Annotated in this window: 9 protein-coding genes, 2 tRNA genes and 3 rRNA genes; 13 read left to right on the forward strand and 1 reads right to left on the reverse strand. The window is 57.4% G+C overall.

What is annotated here, in order from left to right:
- The first annotated feature begins 114 nt into the window (after window positions 1-114).
- The 13 genes from AB4P97_RS27585 to AB4P97_RS27645 all read left to right on the forward strand — a co-directional run bounded on the left by AB4P97_RS27585 (window position 115) and on the right by AB4P97_RS27645 (window position 20,753).
- Window positions 115-1,464 (forward strand): aspartate aminotransferase family protein, encoded by a 1,350-nt coding sequence (locus AB4P97_RS27585; RefSeq protein WP_042557532.1) that lies wholly within the window; start codon window positions 115-117, stop codon window positions 1,462-1,464.
- A 76-nt stretch (window positions 1,465-1,540) separates the two neighbouring features.
- Complete coding sequence (locus AB4P97_RS27590) at window positions 1,541-3,034, forward strand: CoA-acylating methylmalonate-semialdehyde dehydrogenase (RefSeq protein WP_115145860.1); 1,494 nt, start codon at window positions 1,541-1,543, stop codon at window positions 3,032-3,034.
- 630 nt (window positions 3,035-3,664) lie between these two features.
- Window positions 3,665-5,201 (forward strand): 16S ribosomal RNA (locus tag AB4P97_RS27595).
- A 123-nt stretch (window positions 5,202-5,324) separates the two neighbouring features.
- Window positions 5,325-5,401 (forward strand) — tRNA-Ile (locus tag AB4P97_RS27600).
- A 10-nt stretch (window positions 5,402-5,411) separates the two neighbouring features.
- Window positions 5,412-5,487: transfer RNA gene (locus AB4P97_RS27605), tRNA-Ala, on the forward strand.
- A 241-nt stretch (window positions 5,488-5,728) separates the two neighbouring features.
- Window positions 5,729-8,622, forward strand: a 23S ribosomal RNA gene (locus AB4P97_RS27610).
- A gap of 157 nt (window positions 8,623-8,779) precedes the next feature.
- Window positions 8,780-8,895, forward strand: a 5S ribosomal RNA gene (gene rrf / locus AB4P97_RS27615).
- The 16S, 23S and 5S rRNA genes sit together here with 2 tRNA genes alongside, the layout of an rRNA operon.
- A gap of 154 nt (window positions 8,896-9,049) precedes the next feature.
- Window positions 9,050-12,502, forward strand: a complete 3,453-nt coding sequence (recC, locus tag AB4P97_RS27620) for an exodeoxyribonuclease V subunit gamma (RefSeq protein ID WP_395601880.1) — start codon at window positions 9,050-9,052, stop codon at window positions 12,500-12,502.
- Window positions 12,499-16,188: an exodeoxyribonuclease V subunit beta gene (recB, locus tag AB4P97_RS27625; protein ID WP_395601881.1), complete on the forward strand. Its 3,690-nt coding sequence runs from the start codon at window positions 12,499-12,501 to the stop codon at window positions 16,186-16,188. The genes recC and recB overlap by 4 nt, the downstream gene beginning before the upstream one ends.
- The gene (gene recD, locus AB4P97_RS27630; RefSeq protein WP_395601882.1) at window positions 16,185-18,293 is read left to right on the forward strand and encodes an exodeoxyribonuclease V subunit alpha; all 2,109 of its coding nucleotides are present in this window, start codon (window positions 16,185-16,187) and stop codon (window positions 18,291-18,293) included. Before recB ends, recD begins: the two co-directional genes overlap by 4 nt.
- Before the next feature lie 119 nt (window positions 18,294-18,412).
- Window positions 18,413-18,988: a YfiR family protein gene (locus tag AB4P97_RS27635; RefSeq protein WP_042557537.1), complete on the forward strand. Its 576-nt coding sequence runs from the start codon at window positions 18,413-18,415 to the stop codon at window positions 18,986-18,988.
- Window positions 18,985-20,253, forward strand: a complete 1,269-nt coding sequence (locus AB4P97_RS27640) for a diguanylate cyclase domain-containing protein (protein ID WP_042557538.1) — start codon at window positions 18,985-18,987, stop codon at window positions 20,251-20,253. Before AB4P97_RS27635 ends, AB4P97_RS27640 begins: the two co-directional genes overlap by 4 nt.
- A 41-nt stretch (window positions 20,254-20,294) precedes the next feature.
- Entirely contained in the window at window positions 20,295-20,753 is a 459-nt protein-coding gene (locus tag AB4P97_RS27645; protein WP_210624826.1) for an OmpA family protein, read from the forward strand.
- On the opposite strand, the gene AB4P97_RS27650 is transcribed toward AB4P97_RS27645, so the two are convergent.
- Window positions 20,750-21,697: a LysR family transcriptional regulator gene (locus AB4P97_RS27650; RefSeq protein WP_042557540.1), complete on the reverse strand. Its 948-nt coding sequence runs from the start codon at window positions 21,695-21,697 to the stop codon at window positions 20,750-20,752. The genes AB4P97_RS27645 and AB4P97_RS27650 overlap by 4 nt on opposite strands.
- Window positions 21,698-21,736: the final 39 nt, after the last annotated feature.

Raw genomic sequence — 21,736 nt, forward strand, 5'->3', positions numbered from 1 at the left:
TGGTCTAACTGAAGGTTAGAAGAGTTGGATTTCACCGACTTTATCCGCGTGGCAATTTAGCTGCAACAACGACTTTTATCTCCCTGAAGCTTAAGCCCTGCGAGGTTTTGCCCGATGAACATGCCCGAAAACGCTCCGTCGCCACTGGCCAGCCAACTGAAGCTGGACGCGCACTGGATGCCGTACACCGCCAACCGTAACTTTCAGCGCGATCCGCGTCTGATTGTTGGTGCAGAAGGCAGTTGGCTCATCGATGACAAAGGCCGCAAGGTGTACGACTCACTGTCGGGTCTGTGGACCTGCGGCGCCGGGCACACCCGCAAGGAAATTCAGGAAGCGGTCTCCAGACAATTGGGCACCCTCGATTATTCGCCGGGCTTCCAGTACGGCCACCCTTTGTCCTTTCAACTGGCCGAAAAAATCACTGACCTGACCCCGGGCAACCTGAACCATGTGTTCTTCACCGACTCCGGCTCCGAGTGCGCCGACACGGCGGTGAAAATGGTCCGTGCCTACTGGCGTCTGAAAGGTCAGGCGACCAAGACCAAAATGATCGGTCGTGCCCGTGGTTATCACGGCGTGAACATCGCCGGCACCAGCCTCGGCGGCGTCAACGGCAACCGCAAGCTGTTCGGTCAGTCGATGATGGACGTCGATCACCTGCCGCACACGTTGCTGGCGAGCAATGCGTTCTCCCGCGGCATGCCGGAGCAGGGCGGTATCGCTCTGGCCGACGAGTTGCTGAAGCTGATCGAACTGCACGACGCATCGAACATCGCCGCGGTGTTCGTTGAGCCGATGGCCGGTTCCGCCGGTGTATTGGTGCCGCCGCAGGGTTACCTGAAACGTCTGCGTGAAATCTGTGATCAGCACAACATCCTGCTGGTCTTCGACGAGGTGATCACCGGTTTCGGCCGCACCGGCTCGATGTTCGGTTCCGACAGCTTTGGCGTCACCCCGGACCTGATGTGCATCGCCAAACAAATCACCAACGGCGCGATCCCGATGGGTGCGGTGATTGCCAGCTCCGAGATCTACCAGACCTTCATGAACCAGGCGACCCCGGAATACGCCGTGGAATTCCCGCACGGCTACACCTACTCGGCGCACCCGGTGGCGTGCGCCGCTGGCCTGGCAGCACTGGATCTGCTGCAAAAGGAAAACCTGGTGCAGAGCGTCGCCGAAGTCGCTCCGCATTTCGAGAACGCGCTGCACGGGCTGAAAGGCTCGAAGAACGTCATCGACATCCGCAACTACGGTCTGGCCGGTGCGATTCAGATTGCCGGTCGTGATGGCGATGCCATCGTGCGTCCGTTCGAAGCGGGCATGGCATTGTGGAAAGCCGGGTTCTACGTGCGCTTCGGCGGCGACACCCTGCAGTTCGGCCCAACCTTCAACAGCAAGCCGCAAGACCTGGATCGTCTGTTCGACGCGGTCGGCGAAGTGCTGAACAAGCTCGACTGATTTTTCCTTCTATATATACCTACAAAACACAGGCACCCCGCTCGGGTGTCTGTGGACAAAAATTCAGGAGTTTTCGATGAGCGTTATCCCGCATTTGATCAATGGTGAACTGGTGACCGAGAACGGTCGAGCGGTTGATGTATTCAACCCGTCTACCGGCCAGGCAATCCACAAGCTGCCACTGGCCACCCGCGAAACCATCCAGAAAGCCATCGATGCCGCCAAGGCTGCGTTCCCGGCCTGGCGCAACACCCCACCGGCCAAGCGTGCGCAGGTGATGTTCCGCTTCAAGCAACTGCTGGAGCAGAACGAGGCGCGCATCTCGCAATTGATCAGCGAAGAACACGGCAAGACCCTGGAAGACGCTGCCGGCGAGCTGAAGCGCGGTATTGAGAACGTCGAGTTCGCCTGCGCCGCCCCGGAAATCCTCAAGGGCGAGTACAGCCGCAACGTCGGCCCGAACATCGACGCCTGGTCGGACTTCCAGCCACTGGGCATTGTTGCCGGTATCACGCCGTTCAACTTCCCGGCGATGGTGCCGCTGTGGATGTACCCGTTGGCGATCGTCTGCGGCAACTGCTTCATCCTCAAGCCGTCCGAGCGTGATCCAAGCTCCACGCTGCTGATCGCTCAGCTGCTGCTGGAAGCGGGTCTGCCAAAAGGCGTGATGAGCGTGGTACACGGTGACAAGACTGCGGTAGACGCGTTGATCGAAGCGCCGGAAGTCAAAGCGCTGAGCTTCGTCGGTTCGACGCCGATTGCGGAATACATCTACGCCGAAGGCACCAAGCGCGGCAAACGCGTTCAGGCACTGGGCGGCGCGAAGAATCATGCGGTCCTGATGCCGGATGCAGATCTGGACAACGCGGTCAGCGCACTGATGGGCGCGGCTTACGGTTCCTGCGGTGAGCGCTGCATGGCGATTTCGGTAGCCGTGTGTGTGGGCGACCAGGTTGCGGATGCGCTGGTGGCCAAACTGGTTCCACAGATCAAGGCGCTGAAAATCGGTGCGGGGACTTCCTGTGGTCTGGACATGGGGCCGCTGGTTACCGGTCAGGCTCGCGACAAGGTCAGCGGCTATGTGGATGACGGCGTGGCGGCGGGCGCGACTCTGGTGGTCGACGGTCGTGGTCTGAGCGTGGCGGGGCATGAGGAAGGCTTCTTCCTGGGTGGCTGCCTGTTCGACAACGTCACCCCTGAGATGCGCATCTATAAAGAAGAGATCTTCGGTCCGGTGCTGTGCGTTGTTCGCGTCAACAGCCTGGAAGAGGCTATGCAGCTGATCAACGATCACGAATACGGTAACGGCACCTGCATCTTCACCCGTGATGGTGAAGCGGCGCGTCTGTTCTGTGATGAGATCGAAGTCGGCATGGTTGGCGTCAACGTTCCTCTGCCGGTGCCGGTGGCTTACCACAGCTTTGGCGGCTGGAAGCGTTCGCTGTTCGGCGACCTGCATGCCTACGGCCCGGATGGTGTTCGCTTCTATACCCGTCGCAAGGCGATCACTCAGCGCTGGCCTCAGCGTGCGAGCCATGAGGCTTCGCAGTTCGCATTCCCTAGCTTATAAGCAGAGGGGCATGCAGAAGGCCGACCTTTTAAGGTCGGCCTTTGCGTTTTCGGGCTTTTTTGACTGATATGACAGAATTATGAAAATAGCGGTTGACGGCAGATTCCAGACGTCTATAATTCGCCCCACTTCCGGCGCAGTCGAAACGGAAAACTCCTTGAGATTCAATGAGTTAAGTAGGTTTCGAGAGTGGGTCGCTTCAGTTCATCGAAGCCTGGAAGGAGTTGAAAGAGCGGTGATGTTTGGCTCTTTTAACGGTTCGATCTTCTCGGTCGAAAGCGGAGAAAAAGAGGTGTTGACAACAGCGAGTAACGCTGTAGAATTCGCCTCCCGCTAACGAGAGATCGGAAGCGCAAGTGGTTGAAGTTGTTGAAGAATTCTTCGAAAACTTCTGAAAATAATCACTTGACAGCAAATGAGGCTGCTGTAGAATGCGCGCCTCGGTTGAGATGAAAGATCTTAACCAACCGCTCTTTAACAACTGAATCAAGCAATTCGTGTGGGTGCTTGTGGAGTCAGACTGATAGTCAACAAGATTATCAGCATCACAAGTTACTCCGCGAGAAATCAAAGATGTAACCAACGATTGCTGAGCCAAGTTTAGGGTTTCTTAAAAACCCAAAGATGTTTGAACTGAAGAGTTTGATCATGGCTCAGATTGAACGCTGGCGGCAGGCCTAACACATGCAAGTCGAGCGGATGACAGGAGCTTGCTCCTGAATTCAGCGGCGGACGGGTGAGTAATGCCTAGGAATCTGCCTGGTAGTGGGGGACAACGTTTCGAAAGGAACGCTAATACCGCATACGTCCTACGGGAGAAAGCAGGGGACCTTCGGGCCTTGCGCTATCAGATGAGCCTAGGTCGGATTAGCTAGTTGGTGAGGTAATGGCTCACCAAGGCGACGATCCGTAACTGGTCTGAGAGGATGATCAGTCACACTGGAACTGAGACACGGTCCAGACTCCTACGGGAGGCAGCAGTGGGGAATATTGGACAATGGGCGAAAGCCTGATCCAGCCATGCCGCGTGTGTGAAGAAGGTCTTCGGATTGTAAAGCACTTTAAGTTGGGAGGAAGGGCATTAACCTAATACGTTAGTGTTTTGACGTTACCGACAGAATAAGCACCGGCTAACTCTGTGCCAGCAGCCGCGGTAATACAGAGGGTGCAAGCGTTAATCGGAATTACTGGGCGTAAAGCGCGCGTAGGTGGTTTGTTAAGTTGGATGTGAAATCCCCGGGCTCAACCTGGGAACTGCATTCAAAACTGACAAGCTAGAGTATGGTAGAGGGTGGTGGAATTTCCTGTGTAGCGGTGAAATGCGTAGATATAGGAAGGAACACCAGTGGCGAAGGCGACCACCTGGACTGATACTGACACTGAGGTGCGAAAGCGTGGGGAGCAAACAGGATTAGATACCCTGGTAGTCCACGCCGTAAACGATGTCAACTAGCCGTTGGGAGCCTTGAGCTCTTAGTGGCGCAGCTAACGCATTAAGTTGACCGCCTGGGGAGTACGGCCGCAAGGTTAAAACTCAAATGAATTGACGGGGGCCCGCACAAGCGGTGGAGCATGTGGTTTAATTCGAAGCAACGCGAAGAACCTTACCAGGCCTTGACATCCAATGAACTTTCCAGAGATGGATTGGTGCCTTCGGGAACATTGAGACAGGTGCTGCATGGCTGTCGTCAGCTCGTGTCGTGAGATGTTGGGTTAAGTCCCGTAACGAGCGCAACCCTTGTCCTTAGTTACCAGCACGTAATGGTGGGCACTCTAAGGAGACTGCCGGTGACAAACCGGAGGAAGGTGGGGATGACGTCAAGTCATCATGGCCCTTACGGCCTGGGCTACACACGTGCTACAATGGTCGGTACAAAGGGTTGCCAAGCCGCGAGGTGGAGCTAATCCCATAAAACCGATCGTAGTCCGGATCGCAGTCTGCAACTCGACTGCGTGAAGTCGGAATCGCTAGTAATCGTGAATCAGAATGTCACGGTGAATACGTTCCCGGGCCTTGTACACACCGCCCGTCACACCATGGGAGTGGGTTGCACCAGAAGTAGCTAGTCTAACCTTCGGGAGGACGGTTACCACGGTGTGATTCATGACTGGGGTGAAGTCGTAACAAGGTAGCCGTAGGGGAACCTGCGGCTGGATCACCTCCTTAATCGACGACATCAGCTGCTCCATGAGCTCCCACACGAATTGCTTGATTCATTGAAGAAGACGATAGAAGCAGCTTTAAGCTCCAAGCTGATAGCTCTGAGCTAACAGTTACAAGCTCGAAATTGGGTCTGTAGCTCAGTTGGTTAGAGCGCACCCCTGATAAGGGTGAGGTCGGCAGTTCGAATCTGCCCAGACCCACCAATTTTGTTATGGGGCCATAGCTCAGCTGGGAGAGCGCCTGCCTTGCACGCAGGAGGTCAGCGGTTCGATCCCGCTTGGCTCCACCATAAACTGCTTCGTAAGTTTGAGAGTTTAGAAATGAATATTCGCGCTGAATATTGATTTCTAGTCTTTTGATTAGATCGTTCTTTAAAAATTTGGGTATGTGATAGAAAGATAGACTGAACGTTACTTTCACTGGTAACGGATCAGGCTAAGGTAAAATTTGTGAGTTACTCTGAATTGAGTATTATCGAATTTTCGGCGAATGTCGTCTTCACAGTATAACCAGATTGCTTGGGGTTATATGGTCAAGTGAAGAAGCGCATACGGTGGATGCCTTGGCAGTCAGAGGCGATGAAAGACGTGGTAGCCTGCGAAAAGCTTCGGGGAGTCGGCAAACAGACTTTGATCCGGAGATGTCTGAATGGGGGAACCCAGCCATCATAAGATGGTTATCTTGTACTGAATACATAGGTGCAAGAGGCGAACCAGGGGAACTGAAACATCTAAGTACCCTGAGGAAAAGAAATCAACCGAGATTCCCTTAGTAGTGGCGAGCGAACGGGGACTAGCCCTTAAGTGGCTTTGAGATTAGCGGAACGCTCTGGAAAGTGCGGCCATAGTGGGTGATAGCCCTGTACGCGAAAATCTCTTAGTCATGAAATCGAGTAGGACGGAGCACGAGAAACTTTGTCTGAATATGGGGGGACCATCCTCCAAGGCTAAATACTACTGACTGACCGATAGTGAACTAGTACCGTGAGGGAAAGGCGAAAAGAACCCCGGAGAGGGGAGTGAAATAGATCCTGAAACCGTATGCGTACAAGCAGTGGGAGCAGACTTTGTTCTGTGACTGCGTACCTTTTGTATAATGGGTCAGCGACTTATTTTCAGTGGCGAGCTTAACCGAATAGGGGAGGCGTAGCGAAAGCGAGTCTTAATAGGGCGTCTAGTCGCTGGGAATAGACCCGAAACCGGGCGATCTATCCATGGGCAGGTTGAAGGTTGGGTAACACTAACTGGAGGACCGAACCGACTACCGTTGAAAAGTTAGCGGATGACCTGTGGATCGGAGTGAAAGGCTAATCAAGCTCGGAGATAGCTGGTTCTCCTCGAAAGCTATTTAGGTAGCGCCTCATGTATCACTGTAGGGGGTAGAGCACTGTTTCGGCTAGGGGGTCATCCCGACTTACCAAACCGATGCAAACTCCGAATACCTACAAGTGCCGAGCATGGGAGACACACGGCGGGTGCTAACGTCCGTCGTGAAAAGGGAAACAACCCAGACCGTCAGCTAAGGTCCCAAAGTTATGGTTAAGTGGGAAACGATGTGGGAAGGCTTAGACAGCTAGGAGGTTGGCTTAGAAGCAGCCACCCTTTAAAGAAAGCGTAATAGCTCACTAGTCGAGTCGGCCTGCGCGGAAGATGTAACGGGGCTCAAACCATACACCGAAGCTACGGGTATCATCTTAGGATGATGCGGTAGAGGAGCGTTCTGTAAGCCTGTGAAGGTGAGTTGAGAAGCTTGCTGGAGGTATCAGAAGTGCGAATGCTGACATGAGTAACGACAATGGGTGTGAAAAACACCCACGCCGAAAGACCAAGGTTTCCTGCGCAACGTTAATCGACGCAGGGTTAGTCGGTCCCTAAGGCGAGGCTGAAAAGCGTAGTCGATGGAAAACAGGTTAATATTCCTGTACTTCTGGTTATTGCGATGGAGGGACGGAGAAGGCTAGGCCAGCTTGGCGTTGGTTGTCCAAGTTTAAGGTGGTAGGCTGGAATCTTAGGTAAATCCGGGATTCTAAGGCCGAGAGCTGATGACGAGTTATCTTTTAGATGACGAAGTGGTTGATGCCATGCTTCCAAGAAAAGCTTCTAAGCTTCAGGTAACCAGGAACCGTACCCCAAACCGACACAGGTGGTTGGGTAGAGAATACCAAGGCGCTTGAGAGAACTCGGGTGAAGGAACTAGGCAAAATGGCACCGTAACTTCGGGAGAAGGTGCGCCGGTGAGGGTGAAGGACTTGCTCCGTAAGCTCATGCCGGTCGAAGATACCAGGCCGCTGCGACTGTTTATTAAAAACACAGCACTCTGCAAACACGAAAGTGGACGTATAGGGTGTGACGCCTGCCCGGTGCCGGAAGGTTAATTGATGGGGTTAGCTAACGCGAAGCTCTTGATCGAAGCCCCGGTAAACGGCGGCCGTAACTATAACGGTCCTAAGGTAGCGAAATTCCTTGTCGGGTAAGTTCCGACCTGCACGAATGGCGTAACGATGGCGGCGCTGTCTCCACCCGAGACTCAGTGAAATTGAAATCGCTGTGAAGATGCAGTGTATCCGCGGCTAGACGGAAAGACCCCGTGAACCTTTACTATAGCTTTGCACTGGACTTTGAATTTGCTTGTGTAGGATAGGTGGGAGGCTTTGAAGCGTGGACGCCAGTTCGCGTGGAGCCAACCTTGAAATACCACCCTGGCAACTTTGAGGTTCTAACTCAGGTCCGTTATCCGGATCGAGGACAGTGTATGGTGGGTAGTTTGACTGGGGCGGTCTCCTCCTAAAGAGTAACGGAGGAGTACGAAGGTGCGCTCAGACCGGTCGGAAATCGGTCGTAGAGTATAAAGGCAAAAGCGCGCTTGACTGCGAGACAGACACGTCGAGCAGGTACGAAAGTAGGTCTTAGTGATCCGGTGGTTCTGTATGGAAGGGCCATCGCTCAACGGATAAAAGGTACTCCGGGGATAACAGGCTGATACCGCCCAAGAGTTCATATCGACGGCGGTGTTTGGCACCTCGATGTCGGCTCATCACATCCTGGGGCTGAAGCCGGTCCCAAGGGTATGGCTGTTCGCCATTTAAAGTGGTACGCGAGCTGGGTTTAGAACGTCGTGAGACAGTTCGGTCCCTATCTGCCGTGGACGTTTGAGATTTGAGAGGGGCTGCTCCTAGTACGAGAGGACCGGAGTGGACGAACCTCTGGTGTTCCGGTTGTCACGCCAGTGGCATTGCCGGGTAGCTATGTTCGGGAAAGATAACCGCTGAAAGCATCTAAGCGGGAAACTTGCCTCAAGATGAGATCTCACTGGAACCTTGAGTTCCCTGAAGGGCCGTCGAAGACTACGACGTTGATAGGTTGGGTGTGTAAGCGCTGTGAGGCGTTGAGCTAACCAATACTAATTGCCCGTGAGGCTTGACCATATAACACCCAAGCAATTTGACTACTCGAAAGAGCATCAGATTGCGGTGTGTGAAGACGAAACGAACCGAAAGTTCGATGTTCACAAAACACCGAAAGCTGTCACATACCCAATTTGCTGAAGCGAGGCCATCTGGCCACGACTCGGTACCCGAATTTCTTGACGACCATAGAGCGTTGGAACCACCTGATCCCATCCCGAACTCAGCAGTGAAACGATGCATCGCCGATGGTAGTGTGGGGTTTCCCCATGTGAGAGTAGGTCATCGTCAAGATTAAATTCCGAAACCCCAATTGCGAAAGCAGTTGGGGTTTTGTTTTGCCCGCAGGAAAGTTCTTACAGCATTCACGGACCTCGTCCGGCTGTCATAGCCTGTCGACAATGCTAAGGTTCTGACCTGGTTTTCGTACTTTTCCAAGGAAGTCTTTATGCCGGACGCCCAGTCCCTCAACGCTGCATTCATGGTGGTTCAGAGCAATAGCCTGGACGAACTGCGCAGCTTGGTGGTCAGCATCATGCGGCGCTATCCGCTGGCTCCCCTGGAGAACGAAATTGCGTTGGTGCAGAGTAACGGCATCGCCCAATGGCTAAAGCTGGCCCTGGCTGAAGATCCAGAAGAAGACGACCTCGGTGGTTGCGGCATCGCCGCAGCGATTGATGTGCAACTGCCCGGTAGCTTTATGTGGCAGCTCTATCGCATGGTTTTGGGGCGAGAAGAAATTCCGGCCAAATCCCTGCTCGATAAAGCGCCACTAACCTGGCGCCTCATGCGTTTGCTACCCCAGGTCATCGACCGTGCGCATTTCGAGCCGCTGCAACGCTTCCTTACCCACGACACTGACTTGCGCAAGCGCTATCAATTGTCTGAGCGTCTAGCGGATCTTTTCGACCAATATCAGGTGTATCGGGCTGACTGGCTTGAGGATTGGGCCGAAGGGCGGCATCAATTACGAAATGTCAGAGGCGAGGTAAAACCTTTGCCCGCTACCAGCTGCTGGCAAGCCGAATTGTGGCGTGCACTACTGAATGACGTGGGGGAACAAGGCATGGCGCAGAGTCGCGCCGGCGTTCACCAGCGATTCATCGAGCGGATCAACAACCTTGCGATAGCTCCTGCAGGACTGCCATCGCGAGTGATTGTTTTCGGGATTTCGTCGTTACCGGCCCAGGTCCTTGAAGCGCTGGCCGGACTCGCGCGTTTCAGCCAGGTTCTGTTGTGTGTACATAACCCTTGCCGTCACCACTGGGCCGATATCGTCGCCGACAAGGATTTGCTGCGTCACCAATACAAGCGACAGTCCCGCAAGAGCGGAATGCCCGTCGTGCTGGATCCCGAAACACTGCACCAGCATGCCCATCCATTATTGGCAGCATGGGGTAAGCAAGGTCGTGACTACATCAACCTGCTCGACAGTTACGACGATCCCAACAGCTACCGCGCCGTATTTCGCGACGGTCGCATTGACCTGTTTAGCGAATCTGAGCCACACAATCTGCTCAATCAACTTCAGGACGATATCCTGGAGCTGCGTCCACTCAACGAGACCCGCGAGCACTGGCCTGCTGTTGATCTGAATGAAGACGATTCGATCCGTTTTCACATTGCCCACAGCGCTCAGCGCGAAGTGGAAATCCTGCATGACCAGCTACTGGCGCGCTTCAGTGCCAATCCGAATCTGCGCCCTCGCGATGTGATCGTAATGGTGCCGGATGTCGACAGTTATGCACCGCATATACGCGCGGTGTTTGGTCAACTCGACAGGTATGACCCACGCTTCATTCCCTTCACATTGGCGGATCAGGGGCAGCGTGGCCGCGACCCATTACTGATCGCGGTCGAGCACCTGCTCAAGCTGCCGGACAGTCGTTTCCCCGTCAGCGAAATCCTCGACCTGCTCGACGTTCCGGCATTGCGTGCCCGGTTCGGCGTAGAAGAGCGGGACCTGCCAACACTGCATCGCTGGATCGAAGGGGCGGGCGTCCGCTGGGGGATGAACGCCGAGCAGCGTGCCGGGCTCGGGCTGCCGGACGAACTTGAACAGAACAGCTGGCATTTTGGCCTGCGCCGAATGCTCTTGGGTTACGCCGTCGGTACCGCCAATGCCTGCTCAGGGATTGAACCGTATGATGAAATCGGCGGACTGGATGCCGCATTGATCGGGCCGTTGGTAGCGTTGCTCGATGCTCTGGAACTCGCCCATCAGCAGCTCACACAAGCGGCTCAACCCAAAGAGTGGGGGCAGAGACTCCAAGCGCTGATGCAGCTGTTCTTCAAAGCCAGTAATGAACATGACGACTACTTGCTTACCCAACTGGAAGAGCTTCGTGAAACCTGGCTGGAGACCTGTGAGACGGTAGGTCTGGTAGATGAGCTGCCGCTGACTGTCGTCCGTGAAGCCTGGCTCGCCGGACTGGATCAGGGGCGTTTGTCTCAGCGCTTCCTGGCCGGTGCGGTGAACTTTTGTACGTTGATGCCGATGCGCGCCATTCCCTTTAAGCTGGTTTGTTTGTTGGGGATGAACGACGGCGATTACCCCCGTGCGCAACCCCCGCTGGATTTCGATCTGATGGGCAGCGACTACCGCCCTGGAGACCGCTCGCGGCGTGAAGATGACCGCTATCTGTTGCTCGAGGCGCTCCTGTCGGCACGTGATCAGCTCTATATCAGTTGGGTCGGCCGCAGCATTCGCGACAACAGTGAGCGACCGGCATCGGTGCTGATTGGCCAGTTGCGTGATCACCTCGCCAGCGGCTGGCGATTGATCGACGAAAGCCAAGATCTGTTAGGCGCCATGACCCAAGAGCATCCGCTGCAGCCGTTCAGTGCGCGTTATTTCCATGAGGGCGATCAACTGTTCAGCTATGCCAGTGAGTGGCAGGTGTTGCATCAACAGCATGCGCCCCAGGTCCACGCAGAATTACTTACGCCCTATGTTCAGGAAGAACCTCTGAGCCTGGCCCTGCTACAGGATTTCCTGCGTAACCCGACACGACATTTTTTTACCCAGCGACTCAAGGTGTATTTCGAAGCCGCCGAAGCTCCGCTGGCTGATGAAGAACCTTTCGTGCTGGACGCATTGCAGCGCTATACGCTCAGCGACAGCCTGCTCGAAGCCGCTCTCAGACAGCCGGACAATATCGATCAGGCACTCGAGGCTCAGGCACGAAGGCTGCAAAACAGCGGATTGTTGCCCATGGCCGGTTTTGGCGAATGCCTGCAGCGGGAGCTGATCGAACCGCTCCCCGACCTGTTGCAACGTTATCAACAGCTACTGATGTTGTGGCCGACACCGATGACCAGCGCCATCCCGGTCAATCTCGATTTTCAGGGTTTGCGGCTTGAAGGCTGGCTCGCAGGCCTGCATCAGCGCGCTGATGGTGGCCTGTTAGCAGTCACGACCATTCCCAACAGCATTGGCTCGATCAAAAGTCGTAAGTGGCATCGGCTGACCAAACCGTGGGTCAATCATCTTGCCGCTTGCGCCAGCGGACTTTCACTGACCACGGCATTGGTCGCCAGTGACGACACGTTGCTGCTGGAGCCGATGGAGCCAGCCCGCGCGTTTAGCCTCCTTGGCGATTTACTCCTCGCCTGGCAGGCCGGCATGCGCCAACCATTGCCGGTTGCGGTAAAGACCGCATTCGCCTGGCTGTCGCAGACCGATCCAGTCAAAGCTGACGCTGCGGCCCGTAAAGTCTACGAGGGTGACGGGCAGACCAGCGAGGGTGAGCGCCGTGAAAGCCCTGCGTTGTCCCGACAATTTGCCGACTTCGACGCATTACTCGCGGATGAGACGTTTTCCGGTTGGTGCGACACCCTGTACCGCCCCCTGCATGAAGCCCCTTGGCGTTCATTGTCCAGCGAAGGCCCCCGCTCATGAGCACGAAGACACCGCTGGCCCTGGCATTTCCGCTGCGTGGCAGCCAGTTAATCGAAGCGAGTGCCGGTACCGGCAAAACCTTCACCATTTCTGCGCTCTATCTGCGGCTCATTCTCGGGCACGGCGGTGAGTTGAGCGGGTTTGCCCGCGAGTTGTTGCCTCCGCAGATCCTCGTGGTGACGTTCACCGACGCGGCGACCAAAGAGCTGCGCGAGCGAATTCGTACGCGGCTGGCCGAGGCGGCGAGGTTTTTTCGCGACGAGACCCCGGCCCCTGACGGATTGATCGCTGACCTGCGCGATCAGTTCGATCCTCAGCAATGGCCCGGCTGTGCCAATCGCCTCGATATCGCTGCGCAATGGATGGATGAAGCCGCCGTCTCGACCATCCACAGCTGGTGTCAGCGCATGCTGCGCGAGCATGCGTTCGACAGCGGCAGCCTGTTCACTCAATCCCTGGAAACCGATCACAGCGATTTGCTCGGTGAAGTGCTGCGCGATTACTGGCGGCTGTTCTGTTACCCGATGCAGGGGGATGCGCTGAATTGGGTTCGTAGCAACTGGGGTGGACCTGCAGCGTTGCTACCCCGAGTACGCGGACTGTTCGCCAGCGAGCGCGACAGCGACGAAGGCAAGGCACCCGCTGAGCTTATCGAGGAGTGTTTGCAGGAGCGCCGCTCGGCATTGATCGAGTTGAAGATGCCTTGGCGTCAATGGGCGGACGAGTTGCTCGCCATCTGCCATCAAGGCGTTGCCAGCAAGACTGTGGATGGTCGCAAGATGCAGGCGCGTTACTTTGAGCCCTGGTTCGAGAAGCTCAAGGCTTGGGCCGAAGACGAGTCTTTGGAGCAACTGGACATCGGCACGGGCTTCACCCGCCTGACCCCCGACGGCATGGCCGAAGCGTGGAAGGGGCCTGCCCCAAGTCACCCGGGTCTCGATGCTATGTCCGGGCTCAAATCGAGTCTTGATGCACTGCCAACGCCTGATGCCGCTGTCCTGCAACACGCCGCCAATTGGGTGGGCACACGCTTTGAAGAAGAGAAGCGCCGTCGTGCCGAGATGGGTTTTGACGACATGCTGCTACGCCTGGATGCCGCGCTGCAATCCGACGGCGGCGAGCGTCTGGCAACGTTGATCCGTGAGCAATTCCCGGTCGCGCTGATTGACGAGTTCCAGGACACCGACCCGGTGCAATACCGCATCTTCGAAAGCATCTATCGCATCGAAGACAACAACCCCGATACCGGTTTGTTTCTGATCGGCGATCCCAAGCAAGCGATTTACGCTTTTCGCGGTGCGGACATCTACACCTATTTACGTGCCCGTCAGGCCACCACCGGCCGACTGCATACGCTGGGCACCAATTTCCGCTCCAGTCACGGCATGGTCAAAGCGGTCAACCATGTATTCGAACGCGCCGAGTCCCGAGAGCTGGGACGCGGCGCGTTTTTGTTCCGGGAGAAAAACGGCGAGAACCCCGTGCCGTTTCAGCCGGTGGAATCGCAAGGTCGTAAAGAGAAACTGCAGATTGCCGGACAAGACATTGGCGCATTGAATGTCTGGCAATTGTCCACAGACCAACCGCTGTCGGGAGCGGTTTATCGGCAACAGTTGGCGGCCGCCTGTGCTAGCCAAATAACGGCATTGCTCAATGGCGGGCAATCCGGCAGTGCGGGGTTTGTTCAGGACGGTGAAGATTTCAGAGGGCTGCGGCCTTCGGACATCGCGATCCTCGTCCGCGACGGTAAAGAGGCTCAAGCGGTTCGCGGCGAGCTTGCCGCCCGCGGTGTGCGCAGCGTTTATCTGTCGGACAAGGATTCGGTGTTTGCGGCCCAAGAGGCCCACGACCTGCTGTCCTGGCTCAAAGCCTGCGCCGAGCCGGATGTCGAACGTTCGCTGAAAGCTGCGCTGGCCTGTATCACTCTGAACTTGCCACTGGCTGAACTGGAGCGGCTGAATCAGGACGAATTGGTTTGGGAAGCTCGAGTCATGCAGTTTCGTGGCTATCGCGAACTCTGGCGCAAGCAAGGCGTGCTGCCGATGTTGCGTCGCCTGCTTCACGACTTCCATTTGCCACAGACCTTGATGACACGCAGCGATGGCGAGCGGGTGCTGACCAACCTTCTTCACCTGTCCGAACTGATGCAGCAGGCCGCCGCAGAGCTGGACGGTGAGCAAGCGCTGATCCGCCATCTGGCCGAGCTTCTGGCATTGTCGGGTCAGGCGGGTGAAGAGCAGATCCTGCGCCTGGAAAGTGACGAGCAACTGGTCAAGGTCGTGACCATCCACAAGTCCAAAGGCCTTGAGTATCCGCTGGTGTTCCTGCCGTTCATCTGCTCGGCGAAACCCGTAGACGGTAGTCGATTGCCGCTGCATTACCACGACGCTACGGGCAAGGCTCAGGTGAGTCTCAAGCCGACCGTCGAGTTGATTGCGCAAGCGGACGAAGAGCGTCTCGCCGAAGATCTGCGTTTGCTCTATGTCGCCCTGACTCGTGCGCAACATGCCTGCTGGTTAGGCGTGACGGATCTCAAACGGGGCAATAACAACAGCTCGGTGCTGCACCTTTCTGCGCTGGGCTATCTGCTGGGTGGCGGTGCCTCTCTGGGTGAATCCAGTGGACTCAACCGATGGTTGCAAGACCTGCAGCAAGACTGCCCGGCTATCGACATCGGCGAAATGCCGCAACCTACCGACGAGCATTACCAACCTCCGCGCAATGAAGCCGTCCTCAGTGCCACGTTGCTGCCCAAGCGCAAGGCCAGTGAGAACTGGTGGATCGCGTCGTATAGCGCGCTGCGTATCAGTGATGTGCTGAGTGTCGGCAGCGATGAAGCACCGGACAGCCCGCAAGCGCAAAAGCTTTTCGATGACGAACGCCTCGACCCGGATGCGCCGCGAGAAATCATAACCGGCGGCGCCGATATCCATCGCTTCCCCCGTGGTCCCAATCCGGGAACGTTTCTTCACGGTTTGCTGGAGTGGGCGGGTGATGACGGTTTCGCCGTCTCCCGCGAGGCGCTGGAGGACGCGATTGGCCGGCGCTGCAACCTGCGTGGCTGGGAAGGCTGGATCACCACCCTCAGTGACTGGTTGCAACACCTGCTCAAGTCGCCACTGCCAATCGCTGATGGGCGGCCACCGGTGATTCTCGAACAGCTGACACAGTACCGTGTCGAGATGGAGTTCTGGTTCGCCAGCCATAAAGTCGACGTGCTGAAACTCGACGAACTGGTACGCCAGTTCACCCACAATGGTGTGGCCCGGGTTGGTGCAGAGCCAGTGCAACTCAACGGCATGTTCAAAGGCTTCATCGACCTGACCTTTGAACACGATGGCCGCTATTACGTGGCCGACTACAAGTCCAACTGGCTGGGTGTGGACGATCTGGCCTACACCGAGCACGCCATGGAACAATCGATTCTGGACAACCGCTACGACCTGCAATACGTGTTGTATCTGTTGGCGTTGCATCGTCAGCTCAAGGCCCGTTTGCCCGACTACGATTACGACCGGCATGTTGGCGGGGCGCTGTACCTGTTCTTGCGCGGCACTCGCTCAGACAGCCGCGGTGTGTACTTTGCCCGACCGCCTCGTGAGTTGATCGAGCGTCTCGACCGGATGTTCCAGGGCAAACCCGAACCCAAGGCCGAACCCGCATGGGAACAGGGAGTCCTGCTATGAGCCGCACGTTTGCCGATCTGTTGCCGACACCGCTGGCAGCCGACAGTCTGTCGAGACTTTCGCCCCTGACAAGCGCCGATGACTTGCTGCTGTTGCTCACCCGTTGGGTCGAGCGTGGCTGGTTGCGTGCGCTGGACAAGGCATTCGTCGCATTTCTTCACGAGCTTGAGCCCGATACCGATCCGTTGGTGCTGCTCGCTGCAGCGCTGACCAGTCATCAACTCGGCCACGGTCATGTTTGTCTGGATTTGTTCGAAACCCTTAAAGCGCCTGACTTTGCGTTGTCGCTGCCACCCGAAGGCGACGTGCAAGGTGGCGTGTTGTTGCTGCCTTCACAATTGCTTGAAGCGCTCGATGGCGCGCATTGGTGCAAGGCGTTGGCGGGCAGTGGCCTGGTCGCGCTGGCAGCCGATACCCGCGAAGCCGCGCAGAATCGCCCACTGGTGCTGTCCGGAAAACGTTTATACCTGCGGCGCTACTGGGCCTACGAACGCCGCATCGATACGGCGTTGCGCCAGCGTCTCGCCCAGGGCGAGGCGACGCCGGATGACCTGCCGCAACGGCTCAATGAGCTGTTCGGTTCGGCCAAAACCGATGAGGTGATCGACTGGCAGAAACTCGCCTGTGCCCTCGCTACCCGCGGTGCATTCAGTATCGTCACCGGTGGCCCGGGCACCGGCAAAACCACCACAGTGGTGCGCTTGCTTGCGTTGCTGCAAGCGCCAGCGGTGGAGGCTGGTCATCCGCTGCGAATTCGCTTGGCTGCACCGACAGGCAAAGCGGCTGCGCGATTGACCGAATCCATCAGCCAACAAGTGCAATCGCTGAAAGTCGCCGAAGACGTACGCGCAAAAATCCCCTGCGACGTGACCACTGTGCACCGCTTGCTGGGCAGTCGTCCCGGTACGCGACACTTCCGCCACCATGCCGGCAACCGTTTACCGCTGGATGTGCTGGTGGTCGATGAAGCGTCGATGATCGACCTGGAAATGATGGCCAACCTGCTCGACGCCCTGCCAGCCCATGCACGTCTGGTGCTGCTGGGTGACAAGGATCAGTTGGCCTCGGTAGAGGCCGGCGCCGTGTTGGGGGATTTGTGCCGTGACGCCGAAAGCGGTTGGTACAGCCCGCAGACTCGGCAATGGCTGGAGTCAGTCAGCGGTGAATCGTTGCAGGCCAGCGGCTTGCATGAGGACCTCGACGGCTCCCATCCGCTGGCGCAACAAGTGGTGATGCTGCGTCACTCCCGGCGCTTTGGCGAAGGGAGCGGTATTGGCCAGCTAGCACGCCGGGTCAATCAACAGTTGCCGGATGAGGCGCGTCAGTTGCTGGTGGCGGGGCAGTATGAGGATGTGTATTCGTTGCCGCTCAAGGGCGAGCACGATCTGCACCTCGAGCGACTCTTGCTTGAGGGGCATGGCGACGGACCACAAGGCTATCGGCATTACCTGAAAGTGCTGCGTGATCAGCGCCCACCGCTGGACAGGCCGCTCGAACATCCTGACTGGATCAACTGGGCCCGCGAGGTCTTGCAGGCATTCGACACCTTCCAGCTGTTGTGTGCGGTGCGCAAGGGGCCGTGGGGTGTGGAAGGTTTGAACCAGCGCATCACCGCTGCATTGCTCAAGGCGCGACTGATCGATAACGACCAGCAATGGTACGAAGGTCGGCCAGTGCTGATGACCCGCAATGACTACGGTCTGGGCCTGATGAACGGTGACATTGGCATTGCCCTCAAGCTGCCCGAGCGCGAAGGTCCTGCCGCCGGTAAACCGGTGTTGCGCGTGGCTTTTCCGCGCAACGACGGCCAGGGTGGCGTGCGCTTTGTGTTGCCGAGTCGTTTAAATGATGTCGAAACCGTCTACGCGATGACCGTACACAAGTCTCAAGGGTCGGAGTTCGCCCACACCGCATTGATCCTGCCGGACGCCTTGAACCCCGTGCTGACCAAGGAGCTGATCTATACCGGCATCACCCGGGCCAAGCATTGGTTCACCTTGATCGAACCGCGTGCCGGAGTTTTTGAAGAGGCCGTGCAGCGCAAGGTAAAACGCTTGAGCGGGTTGATGCTGGAACTGGAGGAGGGCACCGAGCCCCGGGGATGAAGGTTTCGTTGAATGAGGCTGACTATTGACCATCCGGTCAGGAGTCCGCGCCTCGCTGGTGATTCAGCGCTGTGCTATCGTTGCGGCATCATTCCGTTACGATCCAAGAGAATCCCTGCATGAAGGTGGCTGTCTGGGCGACAGAGCGCGTATTTCGCTGCAAGCACGCAGTGCTTGTCGGTCTGCTCTGTTTGCTGGCGGGCGCTGCCGTCGCGCAACCGCAAACGCCGCCCGGCATGGCCGAACAGCGGGCGCAGGCGGTCACCCAGGTTGTGCTGGGTATTCTCAGCTACGCACGCTGGCCGGTAGAGCCTGCGCAACTGCGCCTGTGCATCGTCGGCCCCACTGAATACACCGATGATCTGGTCAAGGGCACTACTCAGGCCACCGGCAGGCCAGTTGTCGTGCATCGTCTGCTGGCCGACAACCCGGCCATCGTCACCGAATGCGATGCGGTGTATATCGGCAAACTCACCGCAGATGAACGCAGTCGGCTGTTCGCTTCGCTGACAGGGCACCCGGTGCTGAGCATCAGCGAGGGCGACGATCAGTGCACGGTCGGCAGTCTGTTCTGTCTGCGCGTCGGCGATGAGCAGGTGTCCTTCGAAGTCAATCTCGACTCTGTTGCCCGCAGTGGCGTGCGCATTCATCCAAGCGTGCTGCAGTTGTCACGCCGCAAATCGGCGGCACAATGAGACTGTTCAGGTCCAATACGCGCCCAACGTTAGGCTCGGTTCTCGGCCGTGGGCACCTGACGGTCGCATTGGTGGCAGTGGCGATGGCCAGTGTTTCCCTGACCCTGCTGGGCGTTCTGGCGTTGCGGGTGTATGCCGATCACAACCTGCATTTGATCGCCCGGTCGATCAGCTACACCGTGGAAGCGGCGGTCGTGTTCAACGACAAGGCTGCCGCCACTGAGTCGCTGGCAATGATCGCATCGGCCGAAGAAGTGGCAGACGCTCAGGTGCTGGATGCCCGAGGTCAACTGCTCGCGCGATGGCAGCGACCGGAAACCGGTTTGATCTCTGAGTTGGAAATGCAACTCGCCCGGGCGATTCTGGAAAAGCCGATCGACTTGCCGATCACCCATCAGAATCGCGAGATCGGACGTGTTCTGCTCACCGGTCACGGCGGCAGTCTGATGCGGTTTCTGCTCAGCGGTCTGGCGGGGATCATTCTCTGTACCGCCATCAGCGCCTGGGTGGCGATTTATCTGGCGCGGCGACAATTGCGCGAGATCATCGGCCCGTTGCGCAGCCTGGCGACCGTGGCCCACGCCGCCCGTAGCGAACGAGCGCTGGATCGACGCGTGCCGCCAGCGCAGATCGCCGAACTCGACAACCTCGGCAACGACTTCAACGCCTTGCTCGACGAACTGGAATCGTGGCAAACCCATCTGAAAAGCGAAAACGAGACCCTGGCCCACCAGGCCAGTCACGACAGTCTTACCGGGTTGCCGAACCGCGCCTATTTCGAGGGCCGCTTGATTCGGGCACTGCGCAATGCCGGCAAACTCAAGGAGCGTGTGGCTGTACTGTTTTTGGACAGCGACCGTTTCAAAGGCATCAACGATAACTTTGGCCATGCGGCCGGTGACGCGGTACTGGTGGCGGTTGCCAATCGGGTGCGCGCGCAATTGCGTGAAGAAGATTTGGTCGCGCGACTGGGCGGGGACGAATTCGCCGTACTGCTCGCGCCTCTGCACAAGGTCGAAGACGCCGAACGCATCGCTGACAAGATTCTCGCGAGCATGGACATGCCGATCGCCCTGCCGGGTGATGCCAGTGTTGTGACGTCGCTCAGTATCGGCATCGCGGTTTACCCCGATCATGGCGTCACCCCCGGTGCGCTGCTCAACGCTGCCGACGCGGCGATGTATCAAGCCAAGCGCCTGTCGCGTGGCGCTCAATCCACGGCCGGGTCGGAGTACCCGGTCAATCCCGTTCAAACCAGGAGCTAATTTCCGTGTTCACTTTTCCTTCTCGACTGTTTTCCACGCTGATGTTGATGGCCATATTGGCGCTGACCGGTTGCCAGACCGCCCCGCAAAAAGGCCTCTCTGCGGCGCAGGTTGCCGTGCTCAAGCAACAAGGCTTCGAGCTGACTGACGATGGCTGGGAGTTCGGCCTGTCCGGCAAAGTGCTGTTCGGCAGCGATGTCGAGAGCCTCAATACACAGAGCACCGAGATCGTCTCGCGCATCGGCAAAGCCCTGTTGGGCGTGGGCATTGAGCGGGTACGGGTCGACGGCCACACCGATGCGTCGGGCAAGGAAACCTACAACCAGCAACTGTCATTGCGCCGGGCCAAGAGCGTCGCCAACGTATTGGGCACGGTTGGCATGAAGCAAGAAAACATACAGTTACGTGGGCTGGGCAGCAGCGAGCCGGTGGCATCCAACGACACTGCCGCAGGCCGCACGGAAAACCGCCGGGTTTCGATTGTGGTCAGCGCCGATTAATCGGCGAACTGCATCTCGCGGGTCTGCCCCATCAGCAGACCCTGATTACGCTCGGTCACCTCACGGATGTAATCCCACAACAGGGTAATCCGCTTCAACTTGCGCAGATCCTCCCGGCAGTACATCCAGAACTGCCGGGTAATGTCGATTTCTTCCGGCAGCACCGGCAACAAACGCGGGTCCTGTGCGGCGAGGAAACACGGCAGAATCGCCAGTGAGCGACCTTGCTGCGCCGCGACGAATTGCGCGATCACGCTGGTGCTGCGCAAGTTCGCGCTGGCACCTGGTAACGCATTCGCCAGGTAAAGCAGCTCCGAGCTGAACGCCAGGTCATCCACATAACTGATGAATTGATGCTTGCCCAAGTCTGCCGGGCGGCGGATCGGTGGGTGTTTGTCGAGGTAGTCCTGGGTCGCATAGAGCTGCAAGCGGTAGTCGCAGAGTTTGCAGCAGACGTACGGTCCGTGCTCCGGGCGTTCCAGCGCGATGACGATGTCGGCCTCGCGCTTGGACAGGCTGATGAAGTGCGGCAGCGGCAGGATGTCCACCGAGATTGCCGGGTAGGCGTCGACGAAATGGCTCAGTTGCGGCGTGATGAAAAAACTGCCGAAACCTTCAGTGCAGCCCATGCGCACATGCCCGGACAGCGCCACGCCAGAGCCTGAAACCTGCTCGCAGGCCATGTGCAATGTGCTTTCAATCGATTCGGCGTAACCCAGCAAACGCTGGCCTTCGGTGGTGAGCACGAAGCCGCTGGTCCGCGATTTCTCGAACAGCAACGTGCCTAACGCCGCTTCCAGCGAACTGATCCGCCGCGACACGGTGGTGTAGTCGACCGCCAGCCGTTTGGCCGCGGTGCTGGCTTTGCGGGTGCGGGCGACTTCGAGGAAAAACTTGAGGTCGTCCCAGTTCAGCGAACCTAGAGAGGTGATGTTTTTTTGCATGATGGACGGGCTTATATGTGCGTTCTTATTAGAAGTTTG

It is taken from the genome of Pseudomonas sp. A1230, from assembly GCF_044218825.1.
Lineage (GTDB): Bacteria > Pseudomonadota > Gammaproteobacteria > Pseudomonadales > Pseudomonadaceae > Aquipseudomonas > Aquipseudomonas iridis.